Here is a 26720-nt window from a genome sequence, read left to right as displayed (position 1 = left end):
CCTTACTTCAACTTGCCGCCATCGCTGAATGCATTTCCCACACGTTCACCCAGCACATGATAACCATTGTTTGCGGGTTCAAAAGAAATCGGATGGAATTTGCTCATATCCAGTTTTCCCTCGCTGTTCAGGACGTTTTCGTCAATGCTTACGTTCACGATCTGGCCGATGATGTTGCCGTCCTCGTTTACTTTCAACAATTTACATTCCAGCGTCACCGGCAGCTCATCAATAAGAGGAGCGTCCACAAGTTCACTTCTGGTGGTATGGAAGCCGGACTTCTCCAGCTTTTTCGGCTCGTTATTGGCAGATACCATCCCCACATAATCTGCAGGGACCGCATGAGCAGCGTCGGCAAAGCTGACGGTAAAAGCGCCTTTAGTCTGGATATTCTTTGTGGTCTTGTGACTGGCGCTCAGACAGAGCACCACCTTATTAGCATCATAGAGGCCGCCCCATGCGGCATTCATGGCGTCAGGAGCGCCGTTTTCATCATAGGTGCCGATGATAAGCACCGGCAGCGGGTAAAACCATGATTTTGTTCCGAAATTCTTACGCATTACAAATCCCTCCTTATTTCTGCCCGTCTACATCCGGTACCATTTCCACATACTTTTTCAGCATTTCCGGGGTGCTGGTGTAGTAACGCTTCTGCTTGTCCAGAGCAGTGATTTTCGCCATTTCCTCATCGGTCAAGGCAAAGTCAAAGAGATCGAAATTATCTTTGATATGCGCCGGATTTTTTGAGCCAGGGATCACGATGTTGCCATCCTGAATGTGCCAGCGTAGGATGATCTGGGCATTGCTCTTGCCATACTTTTTACCCAGTTCAGTGAATAGCGACTCCTGGATCAGCGCCTTGTCTCCATGTCCCAGGGGATACCACGCCTGAATCACGATGCCCTCCTTATCCAGGAACTCCTTCAGCTTCTTTTCCTGCGAATAGGGATGTACTTCCGTCTGAAGAATTGCGGGCTTTACTTCGCAAATATCCAGGATTTCCTGAATCTGCTTTTCGTTGAAGTTGGAGAGGCCGATAGCTTTTACTTTGCCTTCCTTATAAGCCTTCTCCATCTGCTGGTAACCGGCAACATAATTGCCCGCAGGCTGGTGGATCAACAGCAGATCAATATAGTCGATGTCCAGGCGCTTCAGCGTCTTTTCCACCGCATCCTCCTGCTCATAAAAGCTGGGCCACAGCTTGGTTTCCAGGAAAATTTCCTCACGGGGAACGCCGGATTTCTTCATCGCTCTGCCGACGGCCTTCTCATTTACATAGGCGTTGGCGGTATCAATCAGGCGATAGCCGCACTGGAGGGCGGAGAGCACAGAAGCCTCCGCTTCATCTGGCGTCAGCAAAAAAGTGCCGATACCCGCCATAGGCATTTTTACTTCGTTGTTCAAAGTTGCGTATTTCATCATTCATCCTTTCTGATTGAAAATCAATCGTTATAAATCACCGGCTTAATCAGGCTCCGGTCATGGTTCAGGAACAGGTTCATCGCTTCTGGGATTTGTTCCATGCCATGGTATCGGTGGGTAATAAGTTTCTCCGGCTCAACCCGGCCGGTCGCGATTAGCTGCGCCATTCTGGACATCAGCAGCCGTCCGCCGCCGCATCCAACGCCTTTGATGGTTTTGTCCCCATAGCCAAAGCCCCACACGGCTGGTTGGATGGGGATAGACGCATTACTGAAGTAGGCGCTTAAGTTTACCAGGGTGCCGCCATTTTTCAGCATCTGCAATCCCAAACTTAATTCTTTTTCACTGCCGCCGCACAGCACTACATTGTCCACCGGACCTCCGTTCTCCTGAACAATCCGATCAATATAATCCTGTTCGTGGTAGTCGATCAGATGGGTTGCGCCATATTCTTTCGCCACATCAAAACACACCTTGCGGGAACCAATGGCAAAGATATTACCCGCCCCCTGGAGAACCGCTGCGCGGACAACCATCAATCCCACCGGTCCAATGCCCAGCACAGCAACCGACTGGCCGAATTTCATCCCGAGCGCCTGAACGCCTTCAAAAGCGGTACACATCATGTCGGGCACCATGACTGCCTGTTCCAGCGAGACGCCCTCCGGGATTTTAGCCAGATTCATATCTGCATCCCGGATATAATAGGTTTCCACAAAGGAGCCACCGCGATCCAGATAATCCACGCCGGCATACATATTGTCCTGATGTTGTTTGGCCCGACCGTCCTGTGCCTCCATGCTTCTCCAGACCGGCATAACAGAGCAGACAATGACCTTATCGCCCACCTTAAAATCATGCACATCTGCGCCAATCTTAATGATTTCGCCGCACATCTCATGGCCTACCGCCTTGCCAAGCAGATAGGGCAGGGATGCGCAGCCGGTAGTACATAGATGCGCATCGCTTGTACATGGCGACCAGATGAGCGGTTTGATAAATGCACCCGTAGAACATGGTTCTTCCGGAAGCGGGCAATCCTCACTGATAGCCATAGCGTTTTGACCGGTAATAACAACGCCCTTCATATGGTTCATTATGATCATCTCCTTTACTTATCTGAACCTTTTTCTGCTGCATGGAGAGAAGCAGGTGTTCCCCCAAACACGGCAGACATTTCCATCGAATCCAGCGCCTTGTCGAGTGCATCGACCTCATCGGACGATAACTTGATCCTGGCAGCTCCGGCGTTTTCCGCCATCCGTTCTTCTTTCCGTGTGCCGGGAATAGGCACGATCCAGGGCTGCTTGCAGAGCATCCAAGCCATGGAGATCTGCGCAGGCGTTGCGTTTTTCTCTGCCGCCATGTCATGAAGCAGCTTCAAAAGGGCAGCGTTCTGGTCTACCGCCTCATCGGTAAACTGCGGCATAGCGGCGCGGTAATCGGTTTTCGGGTCAAACGTCTGTCCCTTTCCATATTTTCCGGTAAGAAATCCGTTCGCCATGGGGGAAAAGGCTACCAGGCCAACGCCAAGCTTCTCCAGCACGGGGAATAGGTTCTCATAATGGCGGGCCATCATGGAATATCGGTTCTGCACCGCAGTCACAGGACAAACCGCATTTGCGCGGCGCAGGTATTCTTCGTTTGCTTCTGAAATGCCCCAGTGAGTGATCTTACCCTCCTTTATGAGATCTGCCATCACACCAGCCACCACCTCGGCCTCTACGGAAGAGTCAATGCGATGCTGAAAATAAAGATCGATATGATCGGTACCGAGACGCCTGAGAGAACCCTCCACCGATCTGCGGATCGTTTCCGGTCGAGAGTCCGGAATCAGGGGGACCGGTACCTTACCGCTTTCAAAGTCAAACCGCAGGCCAAATTTTGTAGCGATGACAACCTGGTCCCGCACCGGAGCAAGGGCTTTCCCCACCAGAACTTCGTTGATATGCGGATCATCCGGCGTGCCGTAAACCTCTGCTGTATCAAAAAACGTATATCCCAGATCGAACGCCTGGCGCAGCAGGCGAATGGTTTCTTTTTCGTCTGTCGGCGCACCGTAAGCATGGGAAAAACCCATGCAGCCAAGTCCAACAGCGGATACTGATAAATCTTTTCCTAAAACGCGGGTTACCATCTTTCCACCTCTTCTTTTTATCTTCTTTTTTCTAATTTTATATCCGCAGAAGAGCATAAAGAAGTCTCTCTTTGTTATGTAGTATGAACTTACAGGTTATAAGTTTATGACTGATTCCTTTTAAGCCCCTGAAATACATGAAAATACATTCCAAGAGATACCGGAAGCATGATGATCTCCACCAAAAGCTGGGTCCAGATCATTCCATAGAGCCCCACATAATAATTCATAGCCAAAAGCAGCGGTATGTTAAGGAGCCCCTGTCGGCTGAAAGTAAGCGCTGCGGACTGAGCGCCCTTTCCCATGGCCTGAAGCGTATAGCTTATCAGAAAATTAACGCTTGTAAGAGGCACTGCCAGGCAGGCAATGCGAAGGAAAGCTGCTCCCAGCGTACTTGTCTGTTCCTCCGGTATAAACAGATGCAGGATCTGGGGTGCAAAGGCTGCAAAACAGGTAATAAAGCAGGCCGACATGATGATGGCTGTCTTCCACGAAAATGTCGATATCTTCTTCATACGGTCATAATTCTTTGCCGCAAAATTGTAACCCACAAGGGGCATGAAGCCCTGACAAAGCCCCATGGAGACATTCAGCGGGAACTGATCGATACGCTTTACCACTCCGTATGCCGCCACAGGGATATCACCGTAGCCTGAGGCAAGATGTACCATAACCATGTTGGAGGCATTCCCAAGGGTTGTCGCAAGAGCCGATGCCAGCCCTACCGAAAACACATCTCTTACATATCGAAACGAAAAAGAGCCAATATTTAGTGAGATTGAGGTCTTTTTTCGAAGACGCATGAACTGTATCACAAAATAAACTACCGAAGCTGTATTGGAAAGAGCCGTTGCCATCGCCGCCCCCGCTACATTTAGATCAAACCCAAATATAAATACCGGATCCAGTATAACATTGAGGATTCCGCCGAACATCATGCCTGTACTGGCCTCCTTTGCATGGCCCTCACTTCGGAGAAGATGTCCAAGCGCAAGTCCGGTCATAGTAGGCACTCCCCCTATGACGACTACCCAATTCAGGTAATCCATGGCATATCTCATGGTATCCGTACTTGCTCCCAGAAATGTAAGAAGCGGAACTCTGAATATATACGTAAGTACAGAAAATATAAGTGTAGTGAATGCGCCTCCCCATACGCAGAATGAAGAAACGTATTTAATATTTTCCTGCTTCTGCATACCCATAAGCCTTGATATCAGGCTGCTGCCGCCAAGGCCGAACAGATTTCCCAATGCCGTAAGCAGATTAAACCAGGGCGATACCAGCGATACTGCAGCCACCATAAGCGGATCTCCTATTTGTCCCACAAAAAACGTATCAGCCAGGTTGTATATCATGGTTACGACCTGACTGATCACGGTAGGTATTGCAAGGATTGCCACTGCCCTTGCCACCGGCATCTCTTCAAAAAGTTCTTTCTCCGATATTTCTTTCTTTTTAGCCGCTAACATACTCTACCCTTCTTTTTTGACCTGCCGGAGTATCTTGCATTCCGGCAGGTCTGTCTAAAACTAATTTCTGAAATCACTGCTCAACATTTGTTTCGATCCATGTCTCGATATGGTCTGCGATCACATCGTTATTAAGATCCTGGAACATGAAGTGGTCGTTGCCAGTAATGCCCTCTTCAGGAAGGTCCACTACCGTACAGTTTCCTCCCTGCTCATTATAGGCAGTCTCAAAGTCGTAGCATGCCTGGCGCATTGCCTGCCATGCGGCAGTCGCCTGAATAGCTGGATCGCCGTTATCGATATAATCGCCGAAATACATAGTCACAGGGATATTTTTCTCAAGCACGGCATTGAAATCCTCTGAATCAGGTGCAGGAGCTCCGCCGGGCTCAATAGCAACAATCGCTGCAATATGGTCCGTGTATTTTGCCGCCGTCCAACCGGGACCTCCTCCCTGGGAATGAGTCACAAGGATGGAATCCTTGCCCGTGCGCTCATAGACTTCATCGATAGTCGCTGCCACCGCCTGTGCCACAAGATCATTGTCAAAATCTGCGCCCATATCGCTGGTCATGCCGGTGTCAGGCGTCATCTGCCGGAAGAACTGATCCACTGATTCCAGGTCATTTGGGAACTGTGAGCCTTCGTTGGCTACTGACTCGCCATTTTCCCATCTCCCAATACGGAACTGTGTGTACCAACGCTGGTCAAGGGTCTTGGTACTGATATCACCACTAACGGAGGTAGCTCCGGCCTCTCCTCTGTGGGGCTCATCGATCAGCCATACGCTGTGTCCCATGTGCAGGAACATATCCGACCAGCCCTCACGCCCGTCAGGAGTCGTCATCCATCCCATACGGGACTGTCCGTAACCATGCAGGAATACCATCGGAAGTCCGGTTTCCTCTGCGGGGATCTGAAAAAGCACATTTGCATGATCTACATGGGCAGTCTGGCCTGCGCCTGTCTCCTCCCAATGGTCCTCAGGGTTAAAGGTCCCATCAGAGGTGATGGTGGTGCCGCCTGCAGAGAAAATGCCCTGGTCTGCGATCATCAGCACATCGCTGTCTTCTGAAGCAGCTACAGCCGCCTCAGCTTCGCTTTCAGTCTCAGACTCTGCTTCGGTAGTCTCTGCCTCTGGAGCTGCGGCTGCTTCAGTTGCCGCCTCTGTCTGCGTGCTTCCGGATGAATTAGAGCATCCCGAAAGAGCTGCCGCCGATATTGCCGCCGCAATCATCAGTGCGGCAGTTTTATATTTCTTTCTCATATGGTTTTTTCCTTCCATTCTTTTTTACTTTTTATCAAAACTTAAACCAAAATTCCGTTTCCGGAAAGCCAGCTTCTTATAGCGGCTTCGTCTATATAATTTGCCGTAAGTCCGTTTCCGACTCTTGCGCCTCTCGCACCCGCTACCGCAGTCAGATCAGGGATGCTTTCACTGATATCGCTTCCGCCGCTGGTACAGAAGGGAATGATAAGCTTTCCATTAAGATCATAGCTTTCAAGGAAGGTATTGATGATCATAGGCTCTGTATGCCACCAAATAGGATACCCAAGAAGGATTACATCATAATCCTGCATATCACTTACTTCCGATGCAAGCGCTGGACGTGTATTGGTATCAAGCTCGGTCCTTGCCCTGTCCACAGTTTCCTGATAACTCTGCGGATATGCGTCTGCTGCAATAATTTCAAAAATATCCGCACCAGTGATGTCCTGTATCATGCGTGCCGCTTCTTCTGTATTGCCTGTCTTGGAGAAATATGCGATAAGTATCCAGCCTTCCTGTGCAGGCTCGGTATCTGCTGTGGAGGTATCAAAAGCAGTCTGCCTTCCTGTTCCGGCATAACCGGCTGCTACCGCCAGCGTCTGTACCGCACCATTTATGGTCCATGCTCCGTTAAAATCAACCGTATATCCGTCAGGTGTAGTCGTATCTGCATACATCCATCCCTGACTGTCAAATGCATAGCATTCTGCCGTTCCGTCAGCATTTCCATCCAGCCACTGCCATTCTACTTCCTGACCGGGCTGTCCGTAATACTGTCCGTTTCCGAGGTCATACCACCATCTTCCGCTGTTTTCTTCCTGTCCGAGAGTCCAGCCTTGGGCAAATACTGTCATAGACATAGCTGCAGTGATCATAATGATTGCAGAGATAAGTCTTAAAAATATCTTCTTCATCCTTAATTTCACCTCTTTTATCTTTTAATTTTTAAAAATCTATCCGAATAATATCCGAACCACATAAACAGGATCATGATCATAACATGGTCAAACAAATAGTGAGCCAATGTTTCATTAAAATCAAGCATCAAGAAATGGGTCTGTAAAAGCAGGTAGGAAATGATACGATGCCGATAAAATGCGCAAGCTCCGTAAAGTGCCGCAGCAAATCCTCCCAGATTTGGCAAGAAACTATTTTTATCTTTTGCATTACCTGCGCCAAGCATTCCTTTAACCATTCCCAAATGAAGTCCTGCGTGATAGCTCATAAGTACAAATCCCCAGAATCCGCAGAACAAATGAACTGCTCTTCCAAGCTCATCGATCTCACTGTTAACCGGAAGGAAATCGAAGATATACCTCGATATCAGTATCCCGCTTGTCATGGAACCAAGCATTGTAAGAAGGATAAGGGTATCTATAATCGTTCCGATCAAACGGGCTATCGTGTACCTCCCATGTCTCAGATTTATGATCCATGCGCGGTTCATTTTGTGATGAAGGATAAAGAGAAGGAACATAATGATCCCGATCCACTCGTGAGCATTCTCTCCAAGAAGCGAGTAAGGCATCAGAAGGAGCAGCGCTGCCACCATTGAAAGGTCTGTTATGAGCCTCAGCTTTACTTTAAACGGCATGTTTCCCTTTATCCTTTCATCGTTATACTTCTGCATTATAGGTTTATTTCCGGAATAATTATTCTGCAGGAAGCGATGCGTACTCCTCATCCGTGATACGATCACCCCAAATAAGGCCTGTCAGTTCCGGGTTGGTATTGATAGCTATATGAGCAAAGGATGTACCTGCGCTTCCTCCATGCCAATGCTCCTCTCCCGGAGGACAGAATGCCACATCGCCTGGATGCATAACCTGTACCTCACCGCCTCTGATCTGATGATAGCCAATGCCATCTGTAGCAATCAGAATCTGTCCACCTTCGTGCGTATGCCAGTTATTAATGGCACCGGGATCAAATACTACATAGTGAAGTCCCGGAGCGCCTGCGGCATTATCCTCGCCTATAATCTCAGAAACATATACAGGGCCACTGAAGGTATCGGAGGTCATAGGCTCCGCCGCACGGGCAAACATAAACTCATCTCCCGCAGAATGCGAAGGTACATACTCCGCTGCTTCAAGATTCTGATATTCATCGGATGTTACTTCCCTGCTTTCAGGAGCATCCCCTGCGGGAACATATTGGGAATCAAAGATCACGATCTGTGAAAACCAGTTTTCAGGCGCTGCGCCGTGCCAGTGCATCACTCCCTCAGGGCATTGAACCACATCGCCTTTTTTAATGATCTGTGCAGGCTTTCCTTCTTCCTGATAATAACCGACCCCTCCGGTACCAATAATCGTCATTCCTCCGTGAGAATGCCAAAAGCTTCTTGCTCCGGGTTCAAAAATGATATTGTTTGTCGCAGGAAAGTTATAAGTATCATCGAGAGGAATAAGCGGCTCCAGCCATACATTTCCCGTAAATTCTCCTGAGACCTGCTGCCCTCTTTCAAAGGGAAGGCCTTCTGCTGATGTGACTATTCCGTCAGCTGATCCTCCGGCCTCCTGAGACTCAGCACTGCTTAAGGTCTGCCATGTGGGAGTATATCCGGGTACCAACAGCGAGAGGAGTGCATCATCATGGTGATAAGCCATATACGAATCTGTATCCAGAATCATGGTTGCTCCTTCATCCAAGGTATAAGGATCCCATTCGGGAAGGCCCTCTGCGGAAGGAACGCCGTTTCTCGCGAAGTTGATCCATGCCTCACTGATCTGATCAGCAAGAACCTGCTGCTCATCCGTAGCATTTTCCACGTTGTTAAACACATAAGGTATTTCCGCTGTATGATACGAATCTCCGTATGTAAACATATATGCATATACAGGAGCTCCGCCCTGAGCAACCTTATGATCCATGATATTCAGGATCGGGATCCTGATCGTAGTCGTATCCACCATATCTGCAGTAAGCTCAGGCTTGTTTGGATAAGCTTCTCTCAGAGCTTCGGTAAGCTCATCCGATCCCTCAATCGGATCAGCTTCAAAATATCCGCTCCATTCGTTTAAATTGCTTCCGATCAGAAGCGGTATATCTCTGCCTGCATCCGCAAAGGAATCTCCATTTACCGGATCAGTCGGGAGGAAATCTCCGTCAATTACAGGCTGCCAATCCATAGAATATCCTCCACCAAGTGCAGCAGGGATCTGAAGCTCATTTCCAGTCTCAGAAAGTGCCTCCGCAGCAGCCGCCTGAAGCTCATCAACCGGTACTTCCTGTATCTCATCCACATTTTCAGGATCTATATCGAGCTTATCGAGAATATGTTCCGCGAGTCTTGTGCTTGCCTCCTGAGAATTAAAGACAGGTCCCATCGTTGCGGTAGCGCCGCTCTCCACGATCCCCCTTTCAAATAAGCCTTCTGCATAAGGAGAGCTCATCAATGCAAGCACCTTTGCTCCGCCTCCGGACTGTCCGAATATCGTCACATTATCGGGGTCTCCGCCAAAAGCTTCAATATTATCCTGTATCCATTGCAGCGCATCCACAATGTCCATGATTCCCACATTTGACGAGTATTGATATTTATCATCATAAGCGGAAAGATCCAGGAAACCAAAGGTATTGAGCCTGTGGTTGACTCCTACGACTACCACATCTCCCTTACGGCTCAAGTTTTCTCCGTCATACCCTGCCTCATTGGCAGAGCCTGTGGAAAAGCCGCCGCCATGGAGCCATACCATGACCGGACGTTTCTCGTCGTCATTGATTCCGGGTGTCCAGATATTCAGATTCTGGCAGTTATTGTCCGTGCCATCCTGATTCGAATCGCCTCCCACGCCTGATATAGATCCCTGAGGGGACATGGGCCCATAGCTGTCGGCTACAAATACGTCGTCCCAAGGCTCCACATCTTCTGCAGGGACAAAGCGTTCTTTTGCCTCTGCATAAGGGATCCCCAGATAACGATATATTCCGTCCTCATTCGATCCCTGTATCATCCCTTCTGTTGTTTCTACCACGCCATCAGGAAGTTCATCCGCTTCCGTCTCCTGTGCAGCAGTCTCAGCAGCAGTTGTTTCGGAATTGCTGCTTCCGCAAGCTGCCAGCAGGAACATTGCTGCTCCCGCTATAGCAACGAAAGGAAGCTTTTTTACGTTATTATTTTTCATGTCTCGTCTAAGCATCCTTTTTCTGATCACATTCCAAGGCTGTCAAGCCACTCCTGCACATCCTCTTCGGCAACGCGAGAGCTGAATCTCATGCCCTCCTGCCAGTCTCCGGTGCCTGCCATCTCTGCAAGGAGATTTCCGCTGTCTCCAATGCCGGAGCTTGAAGATGTACAGAACGGGATGACAGTCTTTCCGGTAAAGTCATTTGCTTCCACGAATGTATCAACAGGCCATGCCGCTATGCCCCACCAGATAGGATACCCGATAAATACCGTATCATAGCTGTCCCAGTTATCTACCGTATCAGCTACCAGTTCCACATCTCTCAGGCTCTCATCCTCATGTTCAAGAGTAACTCTGCTGTTATCATCGGTCCAGTTAAGGTCATCATCCGTATAAGGCTCTACCGGCTCCAGCTCAAACAAATCCCCGCCTGTGATATCTGCGATGTAATTTGCCGCCGCCTCGGTATTTCCTGTAGCAGAATAATATACGACCAACGTGCCGCTGCCTGCTTCAGAATCAGCTTCTTCAGAAGTGCCAGTTTCAGTGTTTTCTTCCGATGCTTCACTCTCTGTCTCCCCTGCTGTAGTTTCCTCCGCAGCCACTTCCGTCTCCTGTGCTGCTGTCGTCGCTTCAGTCTCGGCTTCAGAGCGATTGCTGCAGCCTGCAAGTCCCATTAAAACTGCAAGGCTCAAAATGATCGTCAGTCTCTTTTTCATAATTCAGTATTCTCCTCTCTAAGTCTGTAGTTTTATTTATTCATAGCACTCTTCAAATATCTGAAGGATTTCTTCGTGCGTCATGACCTTATAGCTACCCTGAGAGATGCCGCAGGAATCAGCGATTTCCTTAAGCTGCTCTTTTTTTACTCCAATCTCCTTAAGTTTAGTGGGAAGTCCGATCTCCTTAATAAATTCCGCAAGCGCACTGATCCCTGCCACCGCAAGAGCATCTTCATCTCTGCCTTCATCACTGATTTCCCATACATTCTTTGCAAATCTTACGAACTTAGACAGTCCTTCCTTATAGATATGTCTGTAATATACAGGGTGGATGACAGCAAGGCCCTGTCCGTGATTACAGTTTGAGTATGCTCCCAGCTGGTGTTCCATGTTATGACATTCAAAGTCGCACTTTTTTCCCATCTTTATGACTCTGTTTTCAGCCATGGTTGAATCCCACATAAGGTTGGAACGAGCTGTATAATCTTCGGAGTTCTTCATGGCCTCCCTCAGATTTCTTATTACGCTTCTCATCAATGCTTCCATGATATCGTCAGATACGTTATCCTCATCAGGCTCACTGAAATAAGTCTCCATGATATGGCTCAAAATATCAAAGCTGCCGGATACCATCTGTCCCATAGGTACTGAATAAGTATAGGTAGGATCCATCAGTGCAAATGTCGGATTCAGTTTCGGGTAATCCCTGCCCATCTTGATCTTCTTCTCTTCATTTGTGATGACTGCGCCGCCGTTGCACTCACTCCCAGTACCTGCTACAGTAACGATCACTCCAAGAGGAAGCGGAGCAAAGTCAATAACACCCTGATGTGCCCAGAAATCCTCCCAAATGTCTCCGTCATATCCTGCCTGAAGGGAAACTGCTTTGCAGCAGTCCATGGTGCTTCCGCCCCCTACCGCAAGGATCATATCCGCATGATTATCTCTTGCGAGCTTTGCTCCCTCCTGTACCTTGGCATATGTAGGATTTGACATGATGCCGGAGAATTCAACTATGGTCTTTCCCTCCTTTTTGAGGATGTCGGTAATCTCATCGTAAACTCCGTTTCTCTTGATGCTTCCTCCGCCATAGGCAAGCAAGATCGTATCCGCATCTTTTGTAAGGCATGCAAGATACTCCTTTACGCATCCTTTGCCAAAATAAACCTTCGTTGCATTTTGAAAAATAAAGTTGTTCATATCACTGCTTCCTTTCTTTGTTCATCTGTTTATCTATGTCAATCAGTCGGCATCTGTGCCTCCCAAAATGCTGTAGCTTCATTAAGCCATCCTTCCGCAGCTGTACCTGTTCCCAGTCCGAAACCATGGGGCAGGCCCGGATAATGGTGGAATTCCGTTGAGATTCCCGCTGCACTCATGGCCTCAAGCCTTCTCTGCATAATGTGCCAGTCTGCAATGCCATCTCTTTCTCCCACGCAGGCAAAGGTAGGCGGATCCTGCTCCGAATATTCACTGTGCCCAGTGTACTGCATGATGACTGCGCCTGGTCTTGGAAGATCGTCACCTCCAAAGGCTTTCGGGCCGTAGGTTCCAAGCCATGCCGCCATGCGCCCTCCCGCAGAACCGCCCCACAGGGAATAGCAGTCTGTATCCACTTCCAGCTCATCTGCATGTTCAAAAATAAAGCTGATGGCTCTTGCAAGATCTTCACAGGCAGTCTGTGCTCCTGGGCGGTAGATCAATGCAAATGCGTTATATCCAAGTTTTGACAGTTCCAGAGCATGCGGAAAGCTGTCCTGCATGGCTCCCACATATGCAAATCCTCCGCCGGCATTGCATACTGCAAATTTTGCTCCCGGATCGCCTTTAAAGAAAAACAAGCCTGTATCCTCCTTAGCAGGATCTGCTGTTTTTTCTTCATCCGTATAGATATCATAAAACACCGTTTCTCCGGCATTTGCCCGCTGCCAGAGTGTATTTACGATCTCTACTGTCTCCTTGGGATCGATATTGTTGTACCAGGTAAGCCTCAATTCTCCCAAAGTATCTCCATTCATGTACCAGTCATCAACAGGAAATAAAAGACGCCCATAGTCACCGAACACGGAATCGCTTGCCACAGTATTGATCGGTGTATCTTCAGCGAACGGTGTTATCATCATATCCTTTTTTACGGAAGCTGTTACATATTCATCTTCTTCGCCTTCTGAAAATTCAGAGGCCTGCACCGAAGCCTGACTTTGAGTGCTGCAGCCATTCAGGCTAAGCTGGATGCATAAGAGTCCCAAAAATACTTTCCCGATGTTCATGTTTCACTTCCCTTGCTCTTTGATGGTTTTATTATAAAAAAAAGGAGACTTCCAAAGAAGTCTCGATTGGTTATGCAGTATAAACTTAAAGGTTATCAGTTACTTGATGCTATTGATGAGTCACTTTTTCCACCGCATTTAAAAATTTACGCACAACAGGCGAAGGTTTTGTCGCATAGAGGAGTCCATATGGTATGGAAAAGCTCCAGTCCACAGGCACGATCTTCAAAAATGGGTGTACATACTGCCATTTTTGTATCGCCATTAAAATATAATTATTGTTTTCGCATTCATTAAACACATCTGTATTATAAAAATCAAAATCTACGATCTGGATCTGCGGGTGGTTTTTCCAGATCTCATCCCGTAAAAGATCTACATGATGGCTCCAGTTACGTCTTATGAGCATCAGTTTTTCTCCATAAAGGTCCTTAACGGTAAGCGAGTCTTTCTCTGCCAAACGATGGTGAATGGGCACGGCACAGCAGATCGGTTCCCTGGATATCTCAAGACCTGCACACTTGCGCAGTTCCAGCATCGTTTCATCAAAGATTCCTGGCACGACATCGATATTTTCCCCCAGATTCGCAAGGATCTCCCTGGCATTTTCAGGGGTATTATAATACGGGATCAACTGGAACTTAATGTCCGGGCATTCATCCTTGATCTTCGGCCACAAATTAACAATAGCCTCCGCAGGAGTCATAGGAGAGTTACCTATGCGGATAACTTCTTTATCCTTTTGCATTGCATTCTTAGCCCGTGTAACCGATGCATTACAGTACTGAATGATATATCGGGTATCTTTTTCCAGTGATTTCCCTGCAGCCGTGAGTTTAAGGCCCCGATGAGTACGGACAAAAAGCTGAAGGTCAAGGCTTTCCTCCAGAAGATTAATCTGCTTAATTACAGCGGGCGGAGAGATAAATAATTTTTCTGCAGCTTTATTGAAGCTCCCACACTCGGCAACACAAAGAAATGTTTCTAATTGTGGATTATACATATATCCTTTCACCTCTTTAAATATTAAGACTATTTCTGAATTATGCGCCGTCGTTTATCAGCAGGCTTTTCCTCCCCTTTCGGAATCATCCACGATCTTCCAAACCGAAGCACACCTTCTATTCGCCCCGACTCACAAAGCTTTTGAACACGTCTTTCAGAAATATTCCATTTAATTGCTGCATCTTTAACCGATATGTAATCCATAGTTTTTTCGTTTTCTAAATTTAAATTCTATACTGAATATTATTCGTTTATTCGCACTATTGTCAAGTCTTTTGTATATTTAGTTCGTGTTTTTAACGAACTTTGCAAACGTTCTCCAATCCTTACCCGAACTGTACAATGGTGTTGGAGGTGAACTGATAGTGGATAGACTGGAAAAGTTGGATATTTCCTACATGGGACCTATATTTAAAAAATATCGGCTGGACGCCAAGCGTACACAGGATGAGGTCGCTGAAAAAGTCGGCATTACCACCCGCTTCCTTATGGCCTTGGAAAATGAAGAGAAACGCCCCAGTCTGGATATTCTTCTCCGCCTGGTAGATGTGCTTAATATACCGGGAGATGCCATCCTCCACCCACAGTTACAGACCATTGACGGCGAGGATGAACAGCTGATCCGTATGATGATGCGGTTAAACAGCAGAGACAAACAGGTAATCCGCAGCACGATCCTGTCCATGCTGGAAACGTATCGTGCAGACTGTTGAAACGACTATTCTTTTTCTCTGATCTTAAACGATTTCTTCAGGTGTTCCCTTCCCTGCATACGTCATGGTGCCATATTCCATACGCCACCAAGAGAGCAAAGCATCCCCTTGGCGGCGTATTTTTTTCTTCTTAACTGCTGTCGGTCAGTGTATAAAGCAGGCTGCTCCTTCCACCATTTTCCCGCCACCGCTGCTCCTTTTTAAGAAGGCCGGCGCGAATCAGATCTTCAATCGCCCGCTCCACCGTCCTGCGTGACAGATGCAGCTCCTTTGCGATTGTCCCAATTGCCGGATAGCACTGCCCCTTTTTGTCGCTGCGGTCTTTCAAGTACATATACACCGCTTTTGCCCGATGCGGCAGTTCCTCAGCGTATATCTTAGAAAAATATCCTATGGGCTTCACCGCCTTTCTAATCCGTGCGAAGGGGCGGACGCCTGGCCGTTCTCCTGTGCTTTCCCGGTAATTCTCCCGGCTGCGGAACCGCGGCATGGATTTGCCCTCCTTCGCCTGATGCATTTTCTCCTTCCAGCATATCATCCCATCCGTTATCTTCCTCTTCATCCCTTCGGCGCACGATCTCCTGCTCCAGCTCAAACCGATCCGCATAAGCCACCGACCTCGCCGACTGCTCAGGGACTTCATAAGGCTTTCCAAATCGAATCCCCCATTTCAAAAACAAGGGAAGCTGCGTCTGCATCGGAAAACATCCGGTCTTTGCCAAAATGAACCGGCCTTTCGGCAGAGTTTTTAATTCATCCGGCGACATCAGGGGTCGGCTCATCATCTGCAGGCTCTGGCTGGGGTCATTCTTCCCTCTGGATATGGAACCGGACAACACCGTGCGGTTGCCGAGTGCCTTTGATAAGATCTCCGCGCTTTCCGAATTGGGTGCAAAGCCTCCGAACAGGATATCCTGGCAGTTGTCAATAATAATGCTTGCCCCTTCCTTCCCATAATTTTTCTCCAGCTGTGCAAAGGACTGAATGATCGGCACCATACTGATGCGGCGGGAACGCCCTGCGGAAAACATCATCTCCATGGATTCAATCTTGGGGATCGTCCCGATCTCATCCGCAAACATCATCACACGGTTCGGGAGCTTTCCTCCATGCTCATCCGCAATGGTCAGCATCTCCCGGTAGAGCTGCTGGAGGAACAGGGATACCATAAAATATTTTGTATTATCTTCCTCCGGCAGGACAATAAATATGGCTGACTTCGTGGAACAAAAGGTTTCCGTATCCAGGGAACTGTCAAAACACAGGATCTGTTCCATCTCACTGTCCAGAAAGGCATTGAGACGGCTCATAGCGGTTGACAGCACGGACGCCATGGCCTGATCCGCAGAATTGAGCGCAGCGCCGGCAAACCATTTTGCCTTATGGGTAGGCGGAAGCTTATCCATCAAAAGCTGGAACAGGCTCCGGTTCTTTACCGGGGACGGGGCCAGCAGATCCTGGATCAGTTTAAACACCGAAATGATATGCCTTTTCTCCGGCGGGCAGTATTCCGCAATCAGCAGGATCACCGATGCCAGAAGCCCTTCCGCCGCATCATAGAAAAATGCATTTTGTCCGTAGCTGCTGGCGGATGCACCATCCGAACTGATGATGGTCTTTGCTGTGATCTTCGCGTATTTTTCCGCCTTGGCCTTTGCCGCCAGATTCTTCGGATCCAGCAGATATTCATCCATATATTTGTTGACCAGCATCAAAATGTTGTTTCCATCCGAGCGGGTAGGATTTCTGAGATCCAGGATGGAAATATGATAGCCGTAGCACTCCTTTGCGATTCCCGCATAATTTCGGAACAGGTCACCCTTGGTATCGGTTGTCAGAAAGCTCATTCCTGATGCGCAGGCATATTCAATATTCGGGTATAAAAAGTTAGCAGTCTTGCCGACACCAGCCGCCCCGATCATCAAACAGTGGATATCTCCGCTGTCTACCAGGGCTGTAATGGAGTTCCCTTTCTTTTTATATCCCACCACCAGTCCCTGCTCCGTAGGAAGAGCTTCCCCGCGCCTCCATTTTTCCGGTTCATAGGAGACATGAGCGTATGTCTCCCGGATCTCTTTCTCCGTGGCAAACCTTGCGGTCCCATGCTGGCCGTCTCCGACCGTCCGTGACTTGATTCCGTTTAACGTATAGTAATTGGACAGCATCGCAAGACCGCCGATCACCGCAAACATCCCAAGTCCGATGCAGACAAACAGGATAATGTTCTCTGCTTCCATTTCATTCCTCCCTTCAGTCCATCCGCATAGCAAATCCTTGCTCCTCCTGCTTTGGAGGTGGCTTTGTAAGTGCCTGCAGATCCTCATTCCAGTCTTTTTGCTGTGAAAAGAGCGGGAATACATCCCGGTATCCCCGCTCCGATAACCTCTGTTTGATTCTCTCCCGCGCCTGTATCCCCGCTTTATCATTATCAAGGCACAATGCAATTCTTTTTACCTGAGATACATCGGATAGAAGCTGCAAAAGCGCATGTTCCGCCACACCGCAGAGAGCCACATAGCTGTGTATCCGCCAGTCCTTTTGATAAAGGGAAATAAAGGAAAGCAGATCAATAGGCGCCTCAAACACATAGACCATATCGCTCTTTCCGATCCAGTGAAAGCTGTATCTCGGATCGCATCCGTCCACATTTCCTTTGAACGGTTCCCCTTTCGTATAAGTTCCCCGCTTATGCGCATGACGGGGAACACCGTCTGAGTCATAGCCGACAAACACCGCATTGTGGTACACCGCATCCTCATAGATCATCTTTGCTTTTACAAATACTTTTACCACACTTCGGTCCAAGCAGCGTGTTCCGGTAAGGTATGCAAATACCCGGCGCATATCCGGATTGGCTTCGGGAAGCAGAAACGGTTTTTGTGGCTCCGGTTCCACTTTTCTGCTTTCACGGTAAGTTTGTCCCTGCTCTCCGCCCAGCAACATCGTTACCGCATCGGGGAAGCTCTGCCCGTAGAACATCTTCACAAAGTCAATCGGATATCCGCCTTTTTCTGTGGCATGGTCATACCAGCGGTTTCCCCGCACAGTGATACTGTGATCGCTGGACAGACGCTTCTCCCTGCCGGAGCGCAGCAGTTTCTCCCCCTGGCGGGACAGGAAATCTTCCAGATCTACTTGGTTGGCCCGCTGTTTCTGCTCTTCTGTGAAATAAACATACCCGGCCATACATCCACCTCCCTTAATAAACTTGTTGTACCGGCTCATGGTCATCCCGTTTATGCCCCTGTGCCTGCTTTTTCTCCGCCAGTTTCCTTCTGCGCTTTCGGTCGATGTGATAGGAAACACCTCCTGTGCCTTTCCAGTAATCCTCCTGAAACAGTTTTTCCAAATGGTGCAAAAGCCGAGTTGCTGCAAGAAAGGTGAACGGATTGTGAAATGACCCCATATGTTCCAGAAGAATCTGTGCATACATATTTCCCTGCTCGGCAGATGCCTGCAGATAAAAAACAGCTTTCTCTTTATCGTATGGGACATCCTTCCCGCAGAGATACAGCTTGCCGAGAGCATACAGGGCATAGGAATTTCCTTTCTCAGCCGCAGCTTCCATCCACCGCACAGCCGCCTGCACATCTTTTGGGATTTCTTCACCGGCAAGATACAATTTCCCCAGCTGATAAGCCGCATACCCATTTCCCTGTTCCGCAGATAAAGTGAAGAGGTCGACTGCTTTTCCAATATCTTTTGAGACATGTTCTCCGTCCCGATAGATTTTTGCCAACGCATACTGCGCAGCACCGTTCCCTGCTTCTGCCGCTTTCTCGATCCATTCCACTGCCTGCTTTAGATTACCGGCACCATTCGTAAGCCATAACTTTCCCAGAGCATACTGTGCATGAATATTTCCGAGCTGTGCAGCCTGTTTCCAATACTCTGCCGCCCGTTCCTCATCCTTTTCTGTGCCGGTCCCGGTATGGAGCATCCATCCCAGGCGGTACTGCAGCTTATCATCATGGCTTTCCCTCTCCAGAGCGGAAAAACCGATAAATGCTTTCTCAAACTGTTCCTTCGCCTGCCAAGGATCCGGATCCGTGCCTATCCCGTCCCCAAGCATCTTTGCCAGTTCATAAGATGCATACGGGTTTCCCTGTTTGGCAGACAACTGATACAGCAGGAACGCCTGGGAAAAATCCTGCTCTACTCCCTGCCCGCGGTAATACAATCCGGCAAGAGAATATTGAGCATACTTATGGTTTCGTGAGACCGCCTTTGAAAACCATGTAGCGGCGGATGCATAATCCCGGCCCAGGTTTTCCTCTCCTGCACCTTCGGTGCCACTTACCTTGTGTTCTGTCCCAAGCCCCGCAGCATACATCTTTCCGATGCGATACCACAGGTAGGGGAGCTTCAGTTCTTTCCCCGTGCGCTCTGCGTAAAGGAAAGCCGTCAGGGCCTTCCGGTACCAGTCTTTTGCCAATTCCGGATCTGCTTCACACCCAAGCCCATCCGCGCACATCCTCCCCAGATCATACATGGCAAGCGCATTTCCTGTTTTTGCTTCAGCAAGGAACAACACAAGCGCTTGGGAAAAATCCTGCTCCACATCGTTTCCGCCATACAGATATTTTCGCGCAAGTTTATACTGCTTAGTCCAGTCTGCATGAAATGCTTCCTGTCGATTCTGTGCTTCTCCCTCTTCCGGCAGTTCCCGTTCTTCTAAGAGAGCATCCGGTTCCAACAGGTTTTCTCTCTCCAAAGATTCTTCCAGTTCCCAACCTTCCTCCGGCTCCGGAGCATGCGCATCCTCAAATGAAAAATGGGAACCGTCCAGCTTTAACGCCTCCGCGATTACCATGTTTTTGATACTTTTAAACTGCTTCTGCTTCGATAAAGGAGGAAGGGGCAGCGAATCATTCCGATAGGTCAGGAGAATCTCATTCTGCCACTTTCCCCAAGCCTGGTATAATTCCGACACACGCTTATCTTTTTCCAGCTCATCCACGATCTGATCCACAAGATTTTTCACATCCCGTTTCAGATACCCATAGACCTTTTTCCCTGACGTATTTTGCAGGCGTTCCGACAAAGTAATCATCATACGTTCAATCCGGCCATTCACAAGGACACCGCTTTTCAGTTCCTCCAGTTTCTGCCGCAGTACATCCTCCGCGCCGGATTTCAATTCCTCTCTCGCCGGATTTTGTTCCTCATAAAGGTTTGCAAAGTCCTGCCGGAAAATATCATGGGCCAGTTCGGAGCGCATGGCTTCAATGGACGGCTTGGTAAGATATCCGTCGTTTTCTTTTGCGGAATAAACCACCAGATGCACATGGGGATGATGGCCCTCGTTATGGAACGCTGCATACCATCTGAGATTTGCGCTGTCGATTTTCATGTGCCGACAAAGCATGGCGCGCTTGGAACGAAGCAGTGCCATCCATTGGGATGCACAGTCATATCCAAGCCGTTTTGCATCCTCCCGCCGCAGAGAGATCACATGGGTCCAGATCGGTCCTTTATGCTGTGCCACATCTTCCTGTACCTTTTTTAAGATGACAGGCTCTCCGGCATCTGTAAAAAGACCATGCTCTCCCACCCGCTCCACGCGGGGACGGTTTGCAAGATAATCCACATAGTTTCTGCGCGTCCCAATAAGATCCACATTTTGCTCCAGCACACGAGAGATCAGTTCAGAAGCATTGCCAATCGTTGGCTTCAATAAAAAATCCGTGTATTCCAGCAGTTCTTTTGTCTGTGGAATATCACGGATGAGCTTAGTGATCAGTTGTCTCTGATTGCCCGTCGCTGGAAGATACAATTTACTTTCATCAATTTTTTCAACTCCCTCGCGTGTACCGATGTATCGCACATAGTTTTCCAGCTGCGCTGCCGGTGCGTCTTTAAGATACCGGGAAGTAAAAATCAGTTTTGGCAATCCGGTTTCCTCTCCTTGAAAGAAGAAAGGCCTGCCGAAGCAGACCCTTCTTTCTGTGTTTTACAATACACCTAACTTTTTTAACAGCTCTACGCAGTCCCTTGCGCCCTGTACATAGAGATACTCGCATTCATGCTGTGCAATCAGATTTGTTTTCGTGATGTAGTCATCAATCACCTGACGAGCCTCAGTTGAAAGCTTTGCAAGCACATCCCGTTTCTGTTCCGATAAGACACCAATCTCCTGATAAAGTTTTTGTTCTTCTTCCTCACAGCTTTCCCTGCGCCGCATCAGCGCATGCTCCGTCATCTCCTGAATGACCATCTCATAAATTTCCTTCTTGTCCATACCGGATCACTCCTTTTTCAGCACACAATAAACAAATTCTGAGTGGTAAGTCTATACCAAAACCCAACAAAGATTTTCCTGTTCCTTTAGGTTTCTCGCTTCTGATATTTGTATGCATCTTCAAAATCAATCGCTCCGTTGATGCGCCTGACCTCCTCCACACATTTTGTATGCAGGCGCTTCATGGCCTCCTCGTCAACATCATGTGTGTAGGCGATGACCTGGGACAGCTTTGACAACTCCACCGCGATTTTAAAATCCATGCGAGCCAAGCGGTTTTCACTGTCCTGCATTGTTCCCGTCATCACAGAGGAAATTGACTGGAGCAGGTAATCCTCCGCTTTCTTTGATGTCAGAAATCCCAGGTAGAAACGCAGCGCATCTTCCATAAGCTCCGTGCGGTTCCTTACCGTGCTGTCTTTGATATAAGCATCTGCCAGGGCAACCAGTTCCGTATCCACCCGAATGGAAAACTTGGTTTTCTCTGCATTTCCGCTCATAAACGCCTCCTTTCCGCCGTTGATTCCAAAGCCACCTGTCATTTTTCCAAACAGCCTGCCTAACTCCCCTCCAAGCCACTTGGATTCTCTAAAGACCATTTTATGGGTGGAAAGGAAAATCCCCGCACGGCTTTGCCGGGCGGTGTGAAGCGGGCAGGGAGGCTCTTTAAAGCCACCCGCCCTTTAACCTGCACACATTTCGACCCTGCCTGCTCTGTCAAAATCCCGCCTGGGAAAGCATTCCCGGAGGGTTTTCTTCCCTTTTCCCAAATCGCCTCGACATGGCCGAAATCTTCTGTCAGGGGATGCAGGTCCCACTCCTTTCCCAAAAAGCCGACACGGCGGCCCACAGGGGCTTACACGGGTGGAAGCAGTTCAGCGTTGCCTCCCGCCAGGGTTTTCTCTGAGTTCTCCTCCTCCGATCTGCGGGCTGCCGGGCGTACCGGACGGCGGGCACGGTCCTTTCCCGCAGCATCACGGGAGACCTTGTCATCAATATATTCACGGGTTGCCTGCGGCACATATTTTTCATAAAGCCGCTGGACTGTATCATTTAACTCTGTCTGCAGATCCGCTTCGCGTTTTTCCATATGGAATGTCAGCGCATCCAGTTTCTCCGTATTGAACGTTACTGTCAGGGTTGTATTCTTCATTCGCAGTCCTCCTGTTTTTTATAATATATGACAAGAACAGGCGGCCGTTTAAAGGCCGCTTTCTGTTCCATCCTTTTTTCAGGCTCTAAGAAACCGCAGAAGCTCGATGGCATCGGACAAGCCGGTTTTGTAATATCGCATCCGCTCCTCCATTGGAATGGTAAGCCGTTCCAACAGCTTGTCATTCAGCCACTCCATTTCGTCTCTCGGCAGCATGCGCAAAATCCGATCCATACGCTCCACTTCTTCTTTTGTCTCTTTCAAGCACTCCGTTAGATTTTTCTCCTCCATCCCGTCCTTGATCTGCGCGAGCCTGGCTTCGATCACCTGATTCAATTGATCCAGTATTCCATCCATCTGTCCGGATCCCTCCTTTCAGCCACAGAGGATACCGTAACGCCCCGGAAAAGTCGATACGAGAACCGGACAAATCTTCTTGTCACTTTTTCACAGAGATCCTTTTATCACTGCATTTTCATCTCGCTTCCTACACCTTCCTCCTGCTGATTCTCCGAGACATTTGGGCAGAAATCCAGATAATAAGCAATGTCAATTCTGCCATCATCAATGATCACATCGGCTGTTTCCGGGCGATCCCAGAGCATATCTCTAAACATCTCCTGCAGGAATGGCTTTCCATCCACACATAAACCGGTCCGGGCTTCCAGCTCTTCAAAGTCTATAATCCAGTTGCCTTCAGTTGTCTGGGCAGTGCCTTCTGTGATAATAAAATCCACAGCGGACGCCAATTCCATGTTCCACTTTGAGAGAGATGGGTACTGCAGTGCGGCGGCCTCCGGCACATAAGACGCATATCTGGGGTATCTATAGCCTTCACTTTCCACCAGGATTCCATCCGCTCTGCCCCTCCCGGTAACCAGGAGGCAGTGGTATACGCCGCCCTCGTCCTGATGCATCAAAGAGATGTTCTCTGTAATAAAAGGACGCTCCTCCAGAGGATGCTTTAACATATCCTCGAACACTTCCGTAGGAACTACGACTGTTTTCTCAATGACAAAATCCTTAAAGTTAAAATCCGGCTTACGTTCAAAGGTCGCTTTCATAAGTCCCTCCTCCCGGAAGCCGCCCCATCGCATAGAAATGCCCGGACCAATAAGCGGAATCAATATTGGCATACCCGATGGGGGACCCGCAGTGTAGCATTTGGTTTCCTCCCACATAGATCCCTACATGGCTTACAGGGCTTGCGGACGCATAGGTTCCTGTAAAAAAGATCAGGTCGCCGGGTTTGGCTTCCTCCTTGGGGATTACTGCACACTGATCGAAGATTCCCTGGGCCGTGGTACGGGGAAGATTATAGACACCGGACTTGGTATAGACCCAGCAAATATATCCGCTGCAGTCAAAGCTGGTCGCTGGCGAGCTTCCTCCCCACACATAAGGCCAGCCAATGTATTTGGTTGCTTCCGCCATCAGAGCCGCAAAGCTGCCGTCTCCCATGGCCTCTCCCGGCAGCATACCGTTTCCTCCCGGCAGGGCTTGTCCGTATTTTACCAGCGTATAAATTCGGTTCGCATTGACCTGAGTTTCCATGGCTGCCGATATGCCAAACACAGAATTCAGGTTGAAATAGACCGTCTGCAGGTCATGAACCGGCACAGCCACCGTATAGCTGTCCCCTTCTTCGTCCTCTCTCTCCTCATACGCCACAAAGCAATCTGCAAATTTCCGGTATTCTTCCATGCCCATGCGGGGCTGGTCCGCGCCAAAAAACAGAGAATAAAAAACCGATTTTACCTGATCCGCATCTAAAGTTTCATTCTCTGCCATGTCATTAATCTCTGCGACTGCCTGATCCAGATTAAGAAAGCAGTCCTGCATCTTCTCAATGTACATCCGGTATTGGCCTGGTACCTTTGAAGATAGATACCCGCCATGAAACGCCGTATTTACGGCTGAGGTGTTATGATCCGCCGCTCCGGATAAGGTACATAAGATAACAGTCATAATTAAGATAAACGGAACAAGCAGTGCCGCAGCTACAGAAAGAACCACAGTCCTCGTTCGTTTATCCGCTGCCGTGGCCAGGACGGCCTTTGCCGCCACTACTGCGGCCGGAGCTGCCATAGGCATTCCCCCTTTCTATTATACTTTATACAGGTTGTCAATCAACCTCTATCAATGATGTTTATATTCGATTGAGTAAGATAAACTATCACTATCAAGGGTATATGAGGTGGTGATGGTTTGAAAAAACAGTTCAATATAGAGATAGGCGGACGGATCCGAAAATGCAGGGAAGCTCTCGGATATTCACGGGAAACTCTTGCGGAAAAAGCGGATCTGGCAAGCTCGTTTTTAGGCACCATCGAGCTTGGCTCCGGCAGTTTTACCGCTGAATCCCTTGTAAAGCTCTGCCATGCACTGGGAGTCTCTGCCGACTATATTCTCTTCGGAAAAGAAGAACATGGAGACCTGTCAACGGTCAACGCCATGCTGTCCGGTCTGGATCCGGAATATCTCCCTTATGTGGAGGAGATGCTCCGTTCTTATATCAAAGCAATTACAGCCGTAAAGAAGTGAGCGGGGACTTCCGTCTCACTTTTTCTTTGCTTTTTAGTGGAACGTATCGAATCCTCCCATCCCGAACCGGGCTTTCATTCCTGCCTGCTCTTCCATCTCAGCCACAAGCTCATAGGCATGGTCAATCGCATCCTCCAAAATCTGAGGATCAAATCCCGCCTCCTCGTAGCCTTTAAGGATCGTATCCGCATAGCGCTCCGAAGGGATCCCGAATTCATATCCGGGAGTCATCACATACACCATGGCCGACACTTTTTTCCCGTTTAAATCCACCTCCATCATCTGCTTCCCATAAAATCTGGGGTATCCTTCATAGCGGTCCAGCGCTGCCTCATCCGCTTCCCGGATTTTCCAGAGAAGCACAGGGACCGAGCTTCCTTCCTTGGGTTCCACGGTCGCAACCGCTCCAAGCCTTCCGCCTCGAAACAGCAGCTCATACCCTTTCAGCTCGCTCGCTCCGGCCACCTTTGCGGTCGGACAGCGGAATGCCATCTGCGGCCGATTGAGGTTGCTGCCGTAGGCAATATAAAGTCTCTCTTTCCTGCTCATTGCACGATTCTCCTTTCCTACATCCGCATCATAAAAGCCGGGGCTTCTTCCAAAACCTCGGCATCTTCTGCTCCTTCTGTTTGATTCGGCTCCTGCACACTGGAAGGGGCCTGCCGCTCCGATGCTGCCGCCTCCCTCTCTTTTTCCCTTTTCTGCCGCATCCGTTCCTTTTGAGCCTCCGCCTGGGCGGGATCCCTCCATGCAATGCAGCCGGGCAGTTCCTTCAACAGATGATAGCGGGCTGTGGCGAATTCCTCCCCGTTTAATCCCAGCCGTAAGAGCCAGGTACGGAAGGTATATTTTTCATTGGTCGTCTGGGTTTTCCTCCGGCTGGCACAGCTCTGGTTTAACGCCTGCGCCCCGATTGCAAGAGAAAACTGGATATAGGCTTTGATCTTACCCGCATGGAGCGTCCCGTTGAAAAGCCGAAACTCCACGGTCCCTTTCTGAAATACGGAATGCAGGTTCAGGCAGTGGTAGCGGCTGTCATCATAGTGCATATCCCTGCGGCTATCCCCGCCGTACCAGATGCGCTCCACCCCATCCAGTGTTTTCGGTTTCTTCTGGTTCAGCTCCTCCAGAAAACGCTGCTCCACTTTCCTGCAGTAGGAATGCTCGCGGGACACGGAGACCTGCAAGGCCTTATAAATCAGATCCTCCTTGGACGCCATGATGTTGGTGATATTTCTGAGCGTCCTGGCATCGAACGGAGAGGCGTCGATATGCACATGGATCCCGCAGGTTTTGTTTACGAAGGCACCCCGCTCTTTTAGTTTCCGCACAATCTCCTGAATGGAGGCAATGTCCTCATACCGGCAGATGGGGCTTACCATTTCCGTCTGGTATTCACGGTCAGCCGATATCTTCTTTCCTCCTGCCCTTTTCTGCGCATCAATGCTTCCGTCACTCATAAATTTCCACTGCCGCCCCTCCGGATCCAGCGCCGCGTAGGCATCATAATAGGTTCCGATATAGCGGCTGCGGGTCCCGAAGTATTCCGCCGCCGTTTCCGCCGCGGCCTCACGGGTGATGCCTGTCATCTCGATCTCGATCCCAAATCTCTGTTCTTTGAGATCCATCTGCCGTCAC

General features: G+C 49.0%; 28 protein-coding genes. 2 read left to right on the top strand and 26 right to left on the bottom strand.

The features are described from left to right. Positions 1 to 2: 2 nt before the first annotated feature. The 14 genes from LK436_RS02685 to LK436_RS02620 all read right to left on the bottom strand — a co-directional run bounded on the left by LK436_RS02685 (position 3) and on the right by LK436_RS02620 (position 14635). Positions 3 to 560, bottom strand: a complete 558-nt coding sequence (locus tag LK436_RS02685; protein ID WP_008397043.1) for a flavin reductase family protein — start codon at positions 558 to 560, stop codon at positions 3 to 5. Positions 561 to 573: 13 nt separating this feature from the next. Beyond that, complete coding sequence (locus LK436_RS02680) at positions 574 to 1419, bottom strand: aldo/keto reductase (protein WP_147594765.1); 846 nt, start codon at positions 1417 to 1419, stop codon at positions 574 to 576. A 23-nt stretch (positions 1420 to 1442) separates the two neighbouring features. Continuing rightward, positions 1443 to 2477: a zinc-binding dehydrogenase gene (locus LK436_RS02675; protein WP_044930985.1), complete on the bottom strand. Its 1035-nt coding sequence runs from the start codon at positions 2475 to 2477 to the stop codon at positions 1443 to 1445. 56 nt (positions 2478 to 2533) lie between these two features. Next, complete coding sequence (locus tag LK436_RS02670; RefSeq protein WP_044930987.1) at positions 2534 to 3559, bottom strand: aldo/keto reductase; 1026 nt, start codon at positions 3557 to 3559, stop codon at positions 2534 to 2536. Between the two features lie 104 nt (positions 3560 to 3663). Further along, the gene (locus tag LK436_RS02665; RefSeq protein WP_008397049.1) at positions 3664 to 5031 is read right to left on the bottom strand and encodes an MATE family efflux transporter; all 1368 of its coding nucleotides are present in this window, start codon (positions 5029 to 5031) and stop codon (positions 3664 to 3666) included. A 73-nt stretch (positions 5032 to 5104) separates the two neighbouring features. Continuing rightward, complete coding sequence (locus tag LK436_RS02660; protein ID WP_227910158.1) at positions 5105 to 6298, bottom strand: alpha/beta hydrolase; 1194 nt, start codon at positions 6296 to 6298, stop codon at positions 5105 to 5107. A 41-nt stretch (positions 6299 to 6339) separates the two neighbouring features. Next, positions 6340 to 7215, bottom strand: a complete 876-nt coding sequence (locus LK436_RS02655; RefSeq protein WP_008397051.1) for a flavodoxin — start codon at positions 7213 to 7215, stop codon at positions 6340 to 6342. Between the two features lie 17 nt (positions 7216 to 7232). After that, positions 7233 to 7931 (bottom strand): DUF4405 domain-containing protein, encoded by a 699-nt coding sequence (locus LK436_RS02650; RefSeq protein ID WP_008397052.1) that lies wholly within the window; start codon positions 7929 to 7931, stop codon positions 7233 to 7235. A gap of 22 nt (positions 7932 to 7953) precedes the next feature. Next, a complete protein-coding gene (locus LK436_RS02645) occupies positions 7954 to 10431 on the bottom strand; it encodes a carboxylesterase family protein (protein WP_147594751.1) in 2478 nt (825 codons plus the stop codon). A gap of 26 nt (positions 10432 to 10457) precedes the next feature. Continuing rightward, a complete protein-coding gene (locus LK436_RS02640; protein ID WP_008397055.1) occupies positions 10458 to 11153 on the bottom strand; it encodes a flavodoxin in 696 nt (231 codons plus the stop codon). A gap of 36 nt (positions 11154 to 11189) precedes the next feature. After that, entirely contained in the window at positions 11190 to 12356 is a 1167-nt protein-coding gene (locus tag LK436_RS02635; RefSeq protein WP_008397056.1) for an iron-containing alcohol dehydrogenase, read from the bottom strand. 38 nt (positions 12357 to 12394) lie between these two features. After that, positions 12395 to 13426 (bottom strand): alpha/beta hydrolase, encoded by a 1032-nt coding sequence (locus LK436_RS02630; protein ID WP_008397057.1) that lies wholly within the window; start codon positions 13424 to 13426, stop codon positions 12395 to 12397. 109 nt (positions 13427 to 13535) lie between these two features. Next, entirely contained in the window at positions 13536 to 14429 is an 894-nt protein-coding gene (locus LK436_RS02625) for a LysR family transcriptional regulator (RefSeq protein ID WP_008397059.1), read from the bottom strand. Between the two features lie 29 nt (positions 14430 to 14458). After that, complete coding sequence (locus LK436_RS02620) at positions 14459 to 14635, bottom strand: helix-turn-helix domain-containing protein (protein ID WP_008397060.1); 177 nt, start codon at positions 14633 to 14635, stop codon at positions 14459 to 14461. Between the two features lie 161 nt (positions 14636 to 14796). Here LK436_RS02620 and LK436_RS02615 point away from each other — a divergent pair, with 161 nt between their 5' ends. Next, positions 14797 to 15144 carry a helix-turn-helix transcriptional regulator gene (locus LK436_RS02615; protein WP_147594752.1) on the top strand — a complete coding sequence of 116 codons (348 nt, stop codon included), beginning with the start codon at positions 14797 to 14799 and terminating at the stop codon, positions 15142 to 15144. Positions 15145 to 15274: 130 nt separating this feature from the next. On the opposite strand, the gene LK436_RS02610 is transcribed toward LK436_RS02615, so the two are convergent. From LK436_RS02610 to LK436_RS02565, 10 genes are all read right to left on the bottom strand, one after another. Beyond that, positions 15275 to 15538, bottom strand: a complete 264-nt coding sequence (locus LK436_RS02610; protein WP_044930999.1) for a helix-turn-helix domain-containing protein — start codon at positions 15536 to 15538, stop codon at positions 15275 to 15277. A 16-nt stretch (positions 15539 to 15554) separates the two neighbouring features. Continuing rightward, positions 15555 to 17381 carry a VirD4-like conjugal transfer protein, CD1115 family gene (locus tag LK436_RS02605; protein ID WP_008397065.1) on the bottom strand — a complete coding sequence of 609 codons (1827 nt, stop codon included), beginning with the start codon at positions 17379 to 17381 and terminating at the stop codon, positions 15555 to 15557. A 13-nt stretch (positions 17382 to 17394) separates the two neighbouring features. After that, complete coding sequence (locus LK436_RS02600; RefSeq protein ID WP_044930892.1) at positions 17395 to 18330, bottom strand: DUF3991 and toprim domain-containing protein; 936 nt, start codon at positions 18328 to 18330, stop codon at positions 17395 to 17397. A gap of 13 nt (positions 18331 to 18343) precedes the next feature. After that, positions 18344 to 21037 carry a MobP3 family relaxase gene (gene mobP3 / locus LK436_RS02595; RefSeq protein WP_008397067.1) on the bottom strand — a complete coding sequence of 898 codons (2694 nt, stop codon included), beginning with the start codon at positions 21035 to 21037 and terminating at the stop codon, positions 18344 to 18346. 60 nt (positions 21038 to 21097) lie between these two features. Further along, positions 21098 to 21385, bottom strand: a complete 288-nt coding sequence (locus tag LK436_RS02590) for a hypothetical protein (protein ID WP_008397068.1) — start codon at positions 21383 to 21385, stop codon at positions 21098 to 21100. Positions 21386 to 21471: 86 nt separating this feature from the next. Then, positions 21472 to 21885 carry a ribbon-helix-helix protein, CopG family gene (locus tag LK436_RS02585; protein ID WP_044931003.1) on the bottom strand — a complete coding sequence of 138 codons (414 nt, stop codon included), beginning with the start codon at positions 21883 to 21885 and terminating at the stop codon, positions 21472 to 21474. Positions 21886 to 22241: 356 nt separating this feature from the next. Continuing rightward, positions 22242 to 22538: a DUF6103 family protein gene (locus tag LK436_RS02580; RefSeq protein ID WP_008397071.1), complete on the bottom strand. Its 297-nt coding sequence runs from the start codon at positions 22536 to 22538 to the stop codon at positions 22242 to 22244. Positions 22539 to 22616: 78 nt separating this feature from the next. Then, entirely contained in the window at positions 22617 to 22895 is a 279-nt protein-coding gene (locus LK436_RS02575) for a hypothetical protein (RefSeq protein ID WP_008397072.1), read from the bottom strand. 107 nt (positions 22896 to 23002) lie between these two features. Next, entirely contained in the window at positions 23003 to 23602 is a 600-nt protein-coding gene (locus tag LK436_RS02570) for a DUF6329 domain-containing protein (RefSeq protein WP_008397073.1), read from the bottom strand. Beyond that, entirely contained in the window at positions 23586 to 24626 is a 1041-nt protein-coding gene (locus LK436_RS02565) for a C40 family peptidase (protein ID WP_044930896.1), read from the bottom strand. The genes LK436_RS02570 and LK436_RS02565 overlap by 17 nt, the downstream gene beginning before the upstream one ends. A gap of 120 nt (positions 24627 to 24746) precedes the next feature. On the opposite strand from LK436_RS02565, the gene LK436_RS02560 reads away from it, so the two are divergent. Beyond that, positions 24747 to 25082: a helix-turn-helix domain-containing protein gene (locus tag LK436_RS02560; RefSeq protein WP_008397075.1), complete on the top strand. Its 336-nt coding sequence runs from the start codon at positions 24747 to 24749 to the stop codon at positions 25080 to 25082. Positions 25083 to 25115: 33 nt separating this feature from the next. Here the strand turns inward: LK436_RS02560 and LK436_RS02555 are convergent, their stop codons facing one another. Both LK436_RS02555 and LK436_RS02550 read right to left on the bottom strand, forming a co-directional pair. Further along, on the bottom strand, positions 25116 to 25631 hold the full coding sequence (locus LK436_RS02555; RefSeq protein ID WP_008397076.1) for a gamma-glutamylcyclotransferase family protein: 516 nt from the start codon (positions 25629 to 25631) through the stop codon (positions 25116 to 25118). Between the two features lie 17 nt (positions 25632 to 25648). Continuing rightward, entirely contained in the window at positions 25649 to 26710 is a 1062-nt protein-coding gene (locus tag LK436_RS02550) for an amidoligase family protein (RefSeq protein ID WP_008397077.1), read from the bottom strand. Positions 26711 to 26720: the final 10 nt, after the last annotated feature.

The sequence above is a fragment of the Clostridium sp. M62/1 genome (genome assembly GCF_020736365.1).
GTDB classification, from domain to species: Bacteria; Bacillota; Clostridia; order Lachnospirales; family Lachnospiraceae; genus Otoolea; species Otoolea saccharolyticum_A.
Note: the sequence above shows the minus strand (reverse complement) of the source record. Positions and strands in the feature narration are given on the sequence as shown.

Excerpts from the sequence above, each read along its gene's own strand:
- LK436_RS02685 (WP_008397043.1), bottom strand. The coding sequence starts at position 560 with ATGCGTAAGAATTTCGGAACAAAATCATGGTTTTACCCGCTGCCGGTG.
- LK436_RS02680 (WP_147594765.1), bottom strand. The coding sequence starts at position 1,419 with ATGAAATACGCAACTTTGAACAACGAAGTAAAAATGCCTATGGCGGGT.
- LK436_RS02675 (WP_044930985.1), bottom strand. The coding sequence starts at position 2,477 with ATGGCTATCAGTGAGGATTGCCCGCTTCCGGAAGAACCATGTTCTACG.
- LK436_RS02670 (WP_044930987.1), bottom strand. The coding sequence starts at position 3,559 with ATGGTAACCCGCGTTTTAGGAAAAGATTTATCAGTATCCGCTGTTGGA.
- LK436_RS02665 (WP_008397049.1), bottom strand. The coding sequence starts at position 5,031 with ATGTTAGCGGCTAAAAAGAAAGAAATATCGGAGAAAGAACTTTTTGAA.
- LK436_RS02660 (WP_227910158.1), bottom strand. The coding sequence starts at position 6,298 with ATGAGAAAGAAATATAAAACTGCCGCACTGATGATTGCGGCGGCAATA.
- LK436_RS02655 (WP_008397051.1), bottom strand. The coding sequence starts at position 7,215 with ATGAAGAAGATATTTTTAAGACTTATCTCTGCAATCATTATGATCACT.
- LK436_RS02650 (WP_008397052.1), bottom strand. The coding sequence starts at position 7,931 with ATGCAGAAGTATAACGATGAAAGGATAAAGGGAAACATGCCGTTTAAA.
- LK436_RS02645 (WP_147594751.1), bottom strand. The coding sequence starts at position 10,431 with ATGAAAAATAATAACGTAAAAAAGCTTCCTTTCGTTGCTATAGCGGGA.
- LK436_RS02640 (WP_008397055.1), bottom strand. The coding sequence starts at position 11,153 with ATGAAAAAGAGACTGACGATCATTTTGAGCCTTGCAGTTTTAATGGGA.
- LK436_RS02635 (WP_008397056.1), bottom strand. The coding sequence starts at position 12,356 with ATGAACAACTTTATTTTTCAAAATGCAACGAAGGTTTATTTTGGCAAA.
- LK436_RS02630 (WP_008397057.1), bottom strand. The coding sequence starts at position 13,426 with ATGAACATCGGGAAAGTATTTTTGGGACTCTTATGCATCCAGCTTAGC.
- LK436_RS02625 (WP_008397059.1), bottom strand. The coding sequence starts at position 14,429 with ATGTATAATCCACAATTAGAAACATTTCTTTGTGTTGCCGAGTGTGGG.
- LK436_RS02620 (WP_008397060.1), bottom strand. The coding sequence starts at position 14,635 with ATGGATTACATATCGGTTAAAGATGCAGCAATTAAATGGAATATTTCT.
- LK436_RS02605 (WP_008397065.1), bottom strand. The coding sequence starts at position 17,381 with ATGGAAGCAGAGAACATTATCCTGTTTGTCTGCATCGGACTTGGGATG.
- LK436_RS02600 (WP_044930892.1), bottom strand. The coding sequence starts at position 18,330 with ATGGCCGGGTATGTTTATTTCACAGAAGAGCAGAAACAGCGGGCCAAC.
- LK436_RS02590 (WP_008397068.1), bottom strand. The coding sequence starts at position 21,385 with ATGGACAAGAAGGAAATTTATGAGATGGTCATTCAGGAGATGACGGAG.
- LK436_RS02585 (WP_044931003.1), bottom strand. The coding sequence starts at position 21,885 with ATGAGCGGAAATGCAGAGAAAACCAAGTTTTCCATTCGGGTGGATACG.
- LK436_RS02580 (WP_008397071.1), bottom strand. The coding sequence starts at position 22,538 with ATGAAGAATACAACCCTGACAGTAACGTTCAATACGGAGAAACTGGAT.
- LK436_RS02575 (WP_008397072.1), bottom strand. The coding sequence starts at position 22,895 with ATGGATGGAATACTGGATCAATTGAATCAGGTGATCGAAGCCAGGCTC.
- LK436_RS02570 (WP_008397073.1), bottom strand. The coding sequence starts at position 23,602 with ATGAAAGCGACCTTTGAACGTAAGCCGGATTTTAACTTTAAGGATTTT.
- LK436_RS02565 (WP_044930896.1), bottom strand. The coding sequence starts at position 24,626 with ATGGCAGCTCCGGCCGCAGTAGTGGCGGCAAAGGCCGTCCTGGCCACG.
- LK436_RS02555 (WP_008397076.1), bottom strand. The coding sequence starts at position 25,631 with ATGAGCAGGAAAGAGAGACTTTATATTGCCTACGGCAGCAACCTCAAT.
- LK436_RS02550 (WP_008397077.1), bottom strand. The coding sequence starts at position 26,710 with ATGGATCTCAAAGAACAGAGATTTGGGATCGAGATCGAGATGACAGGC.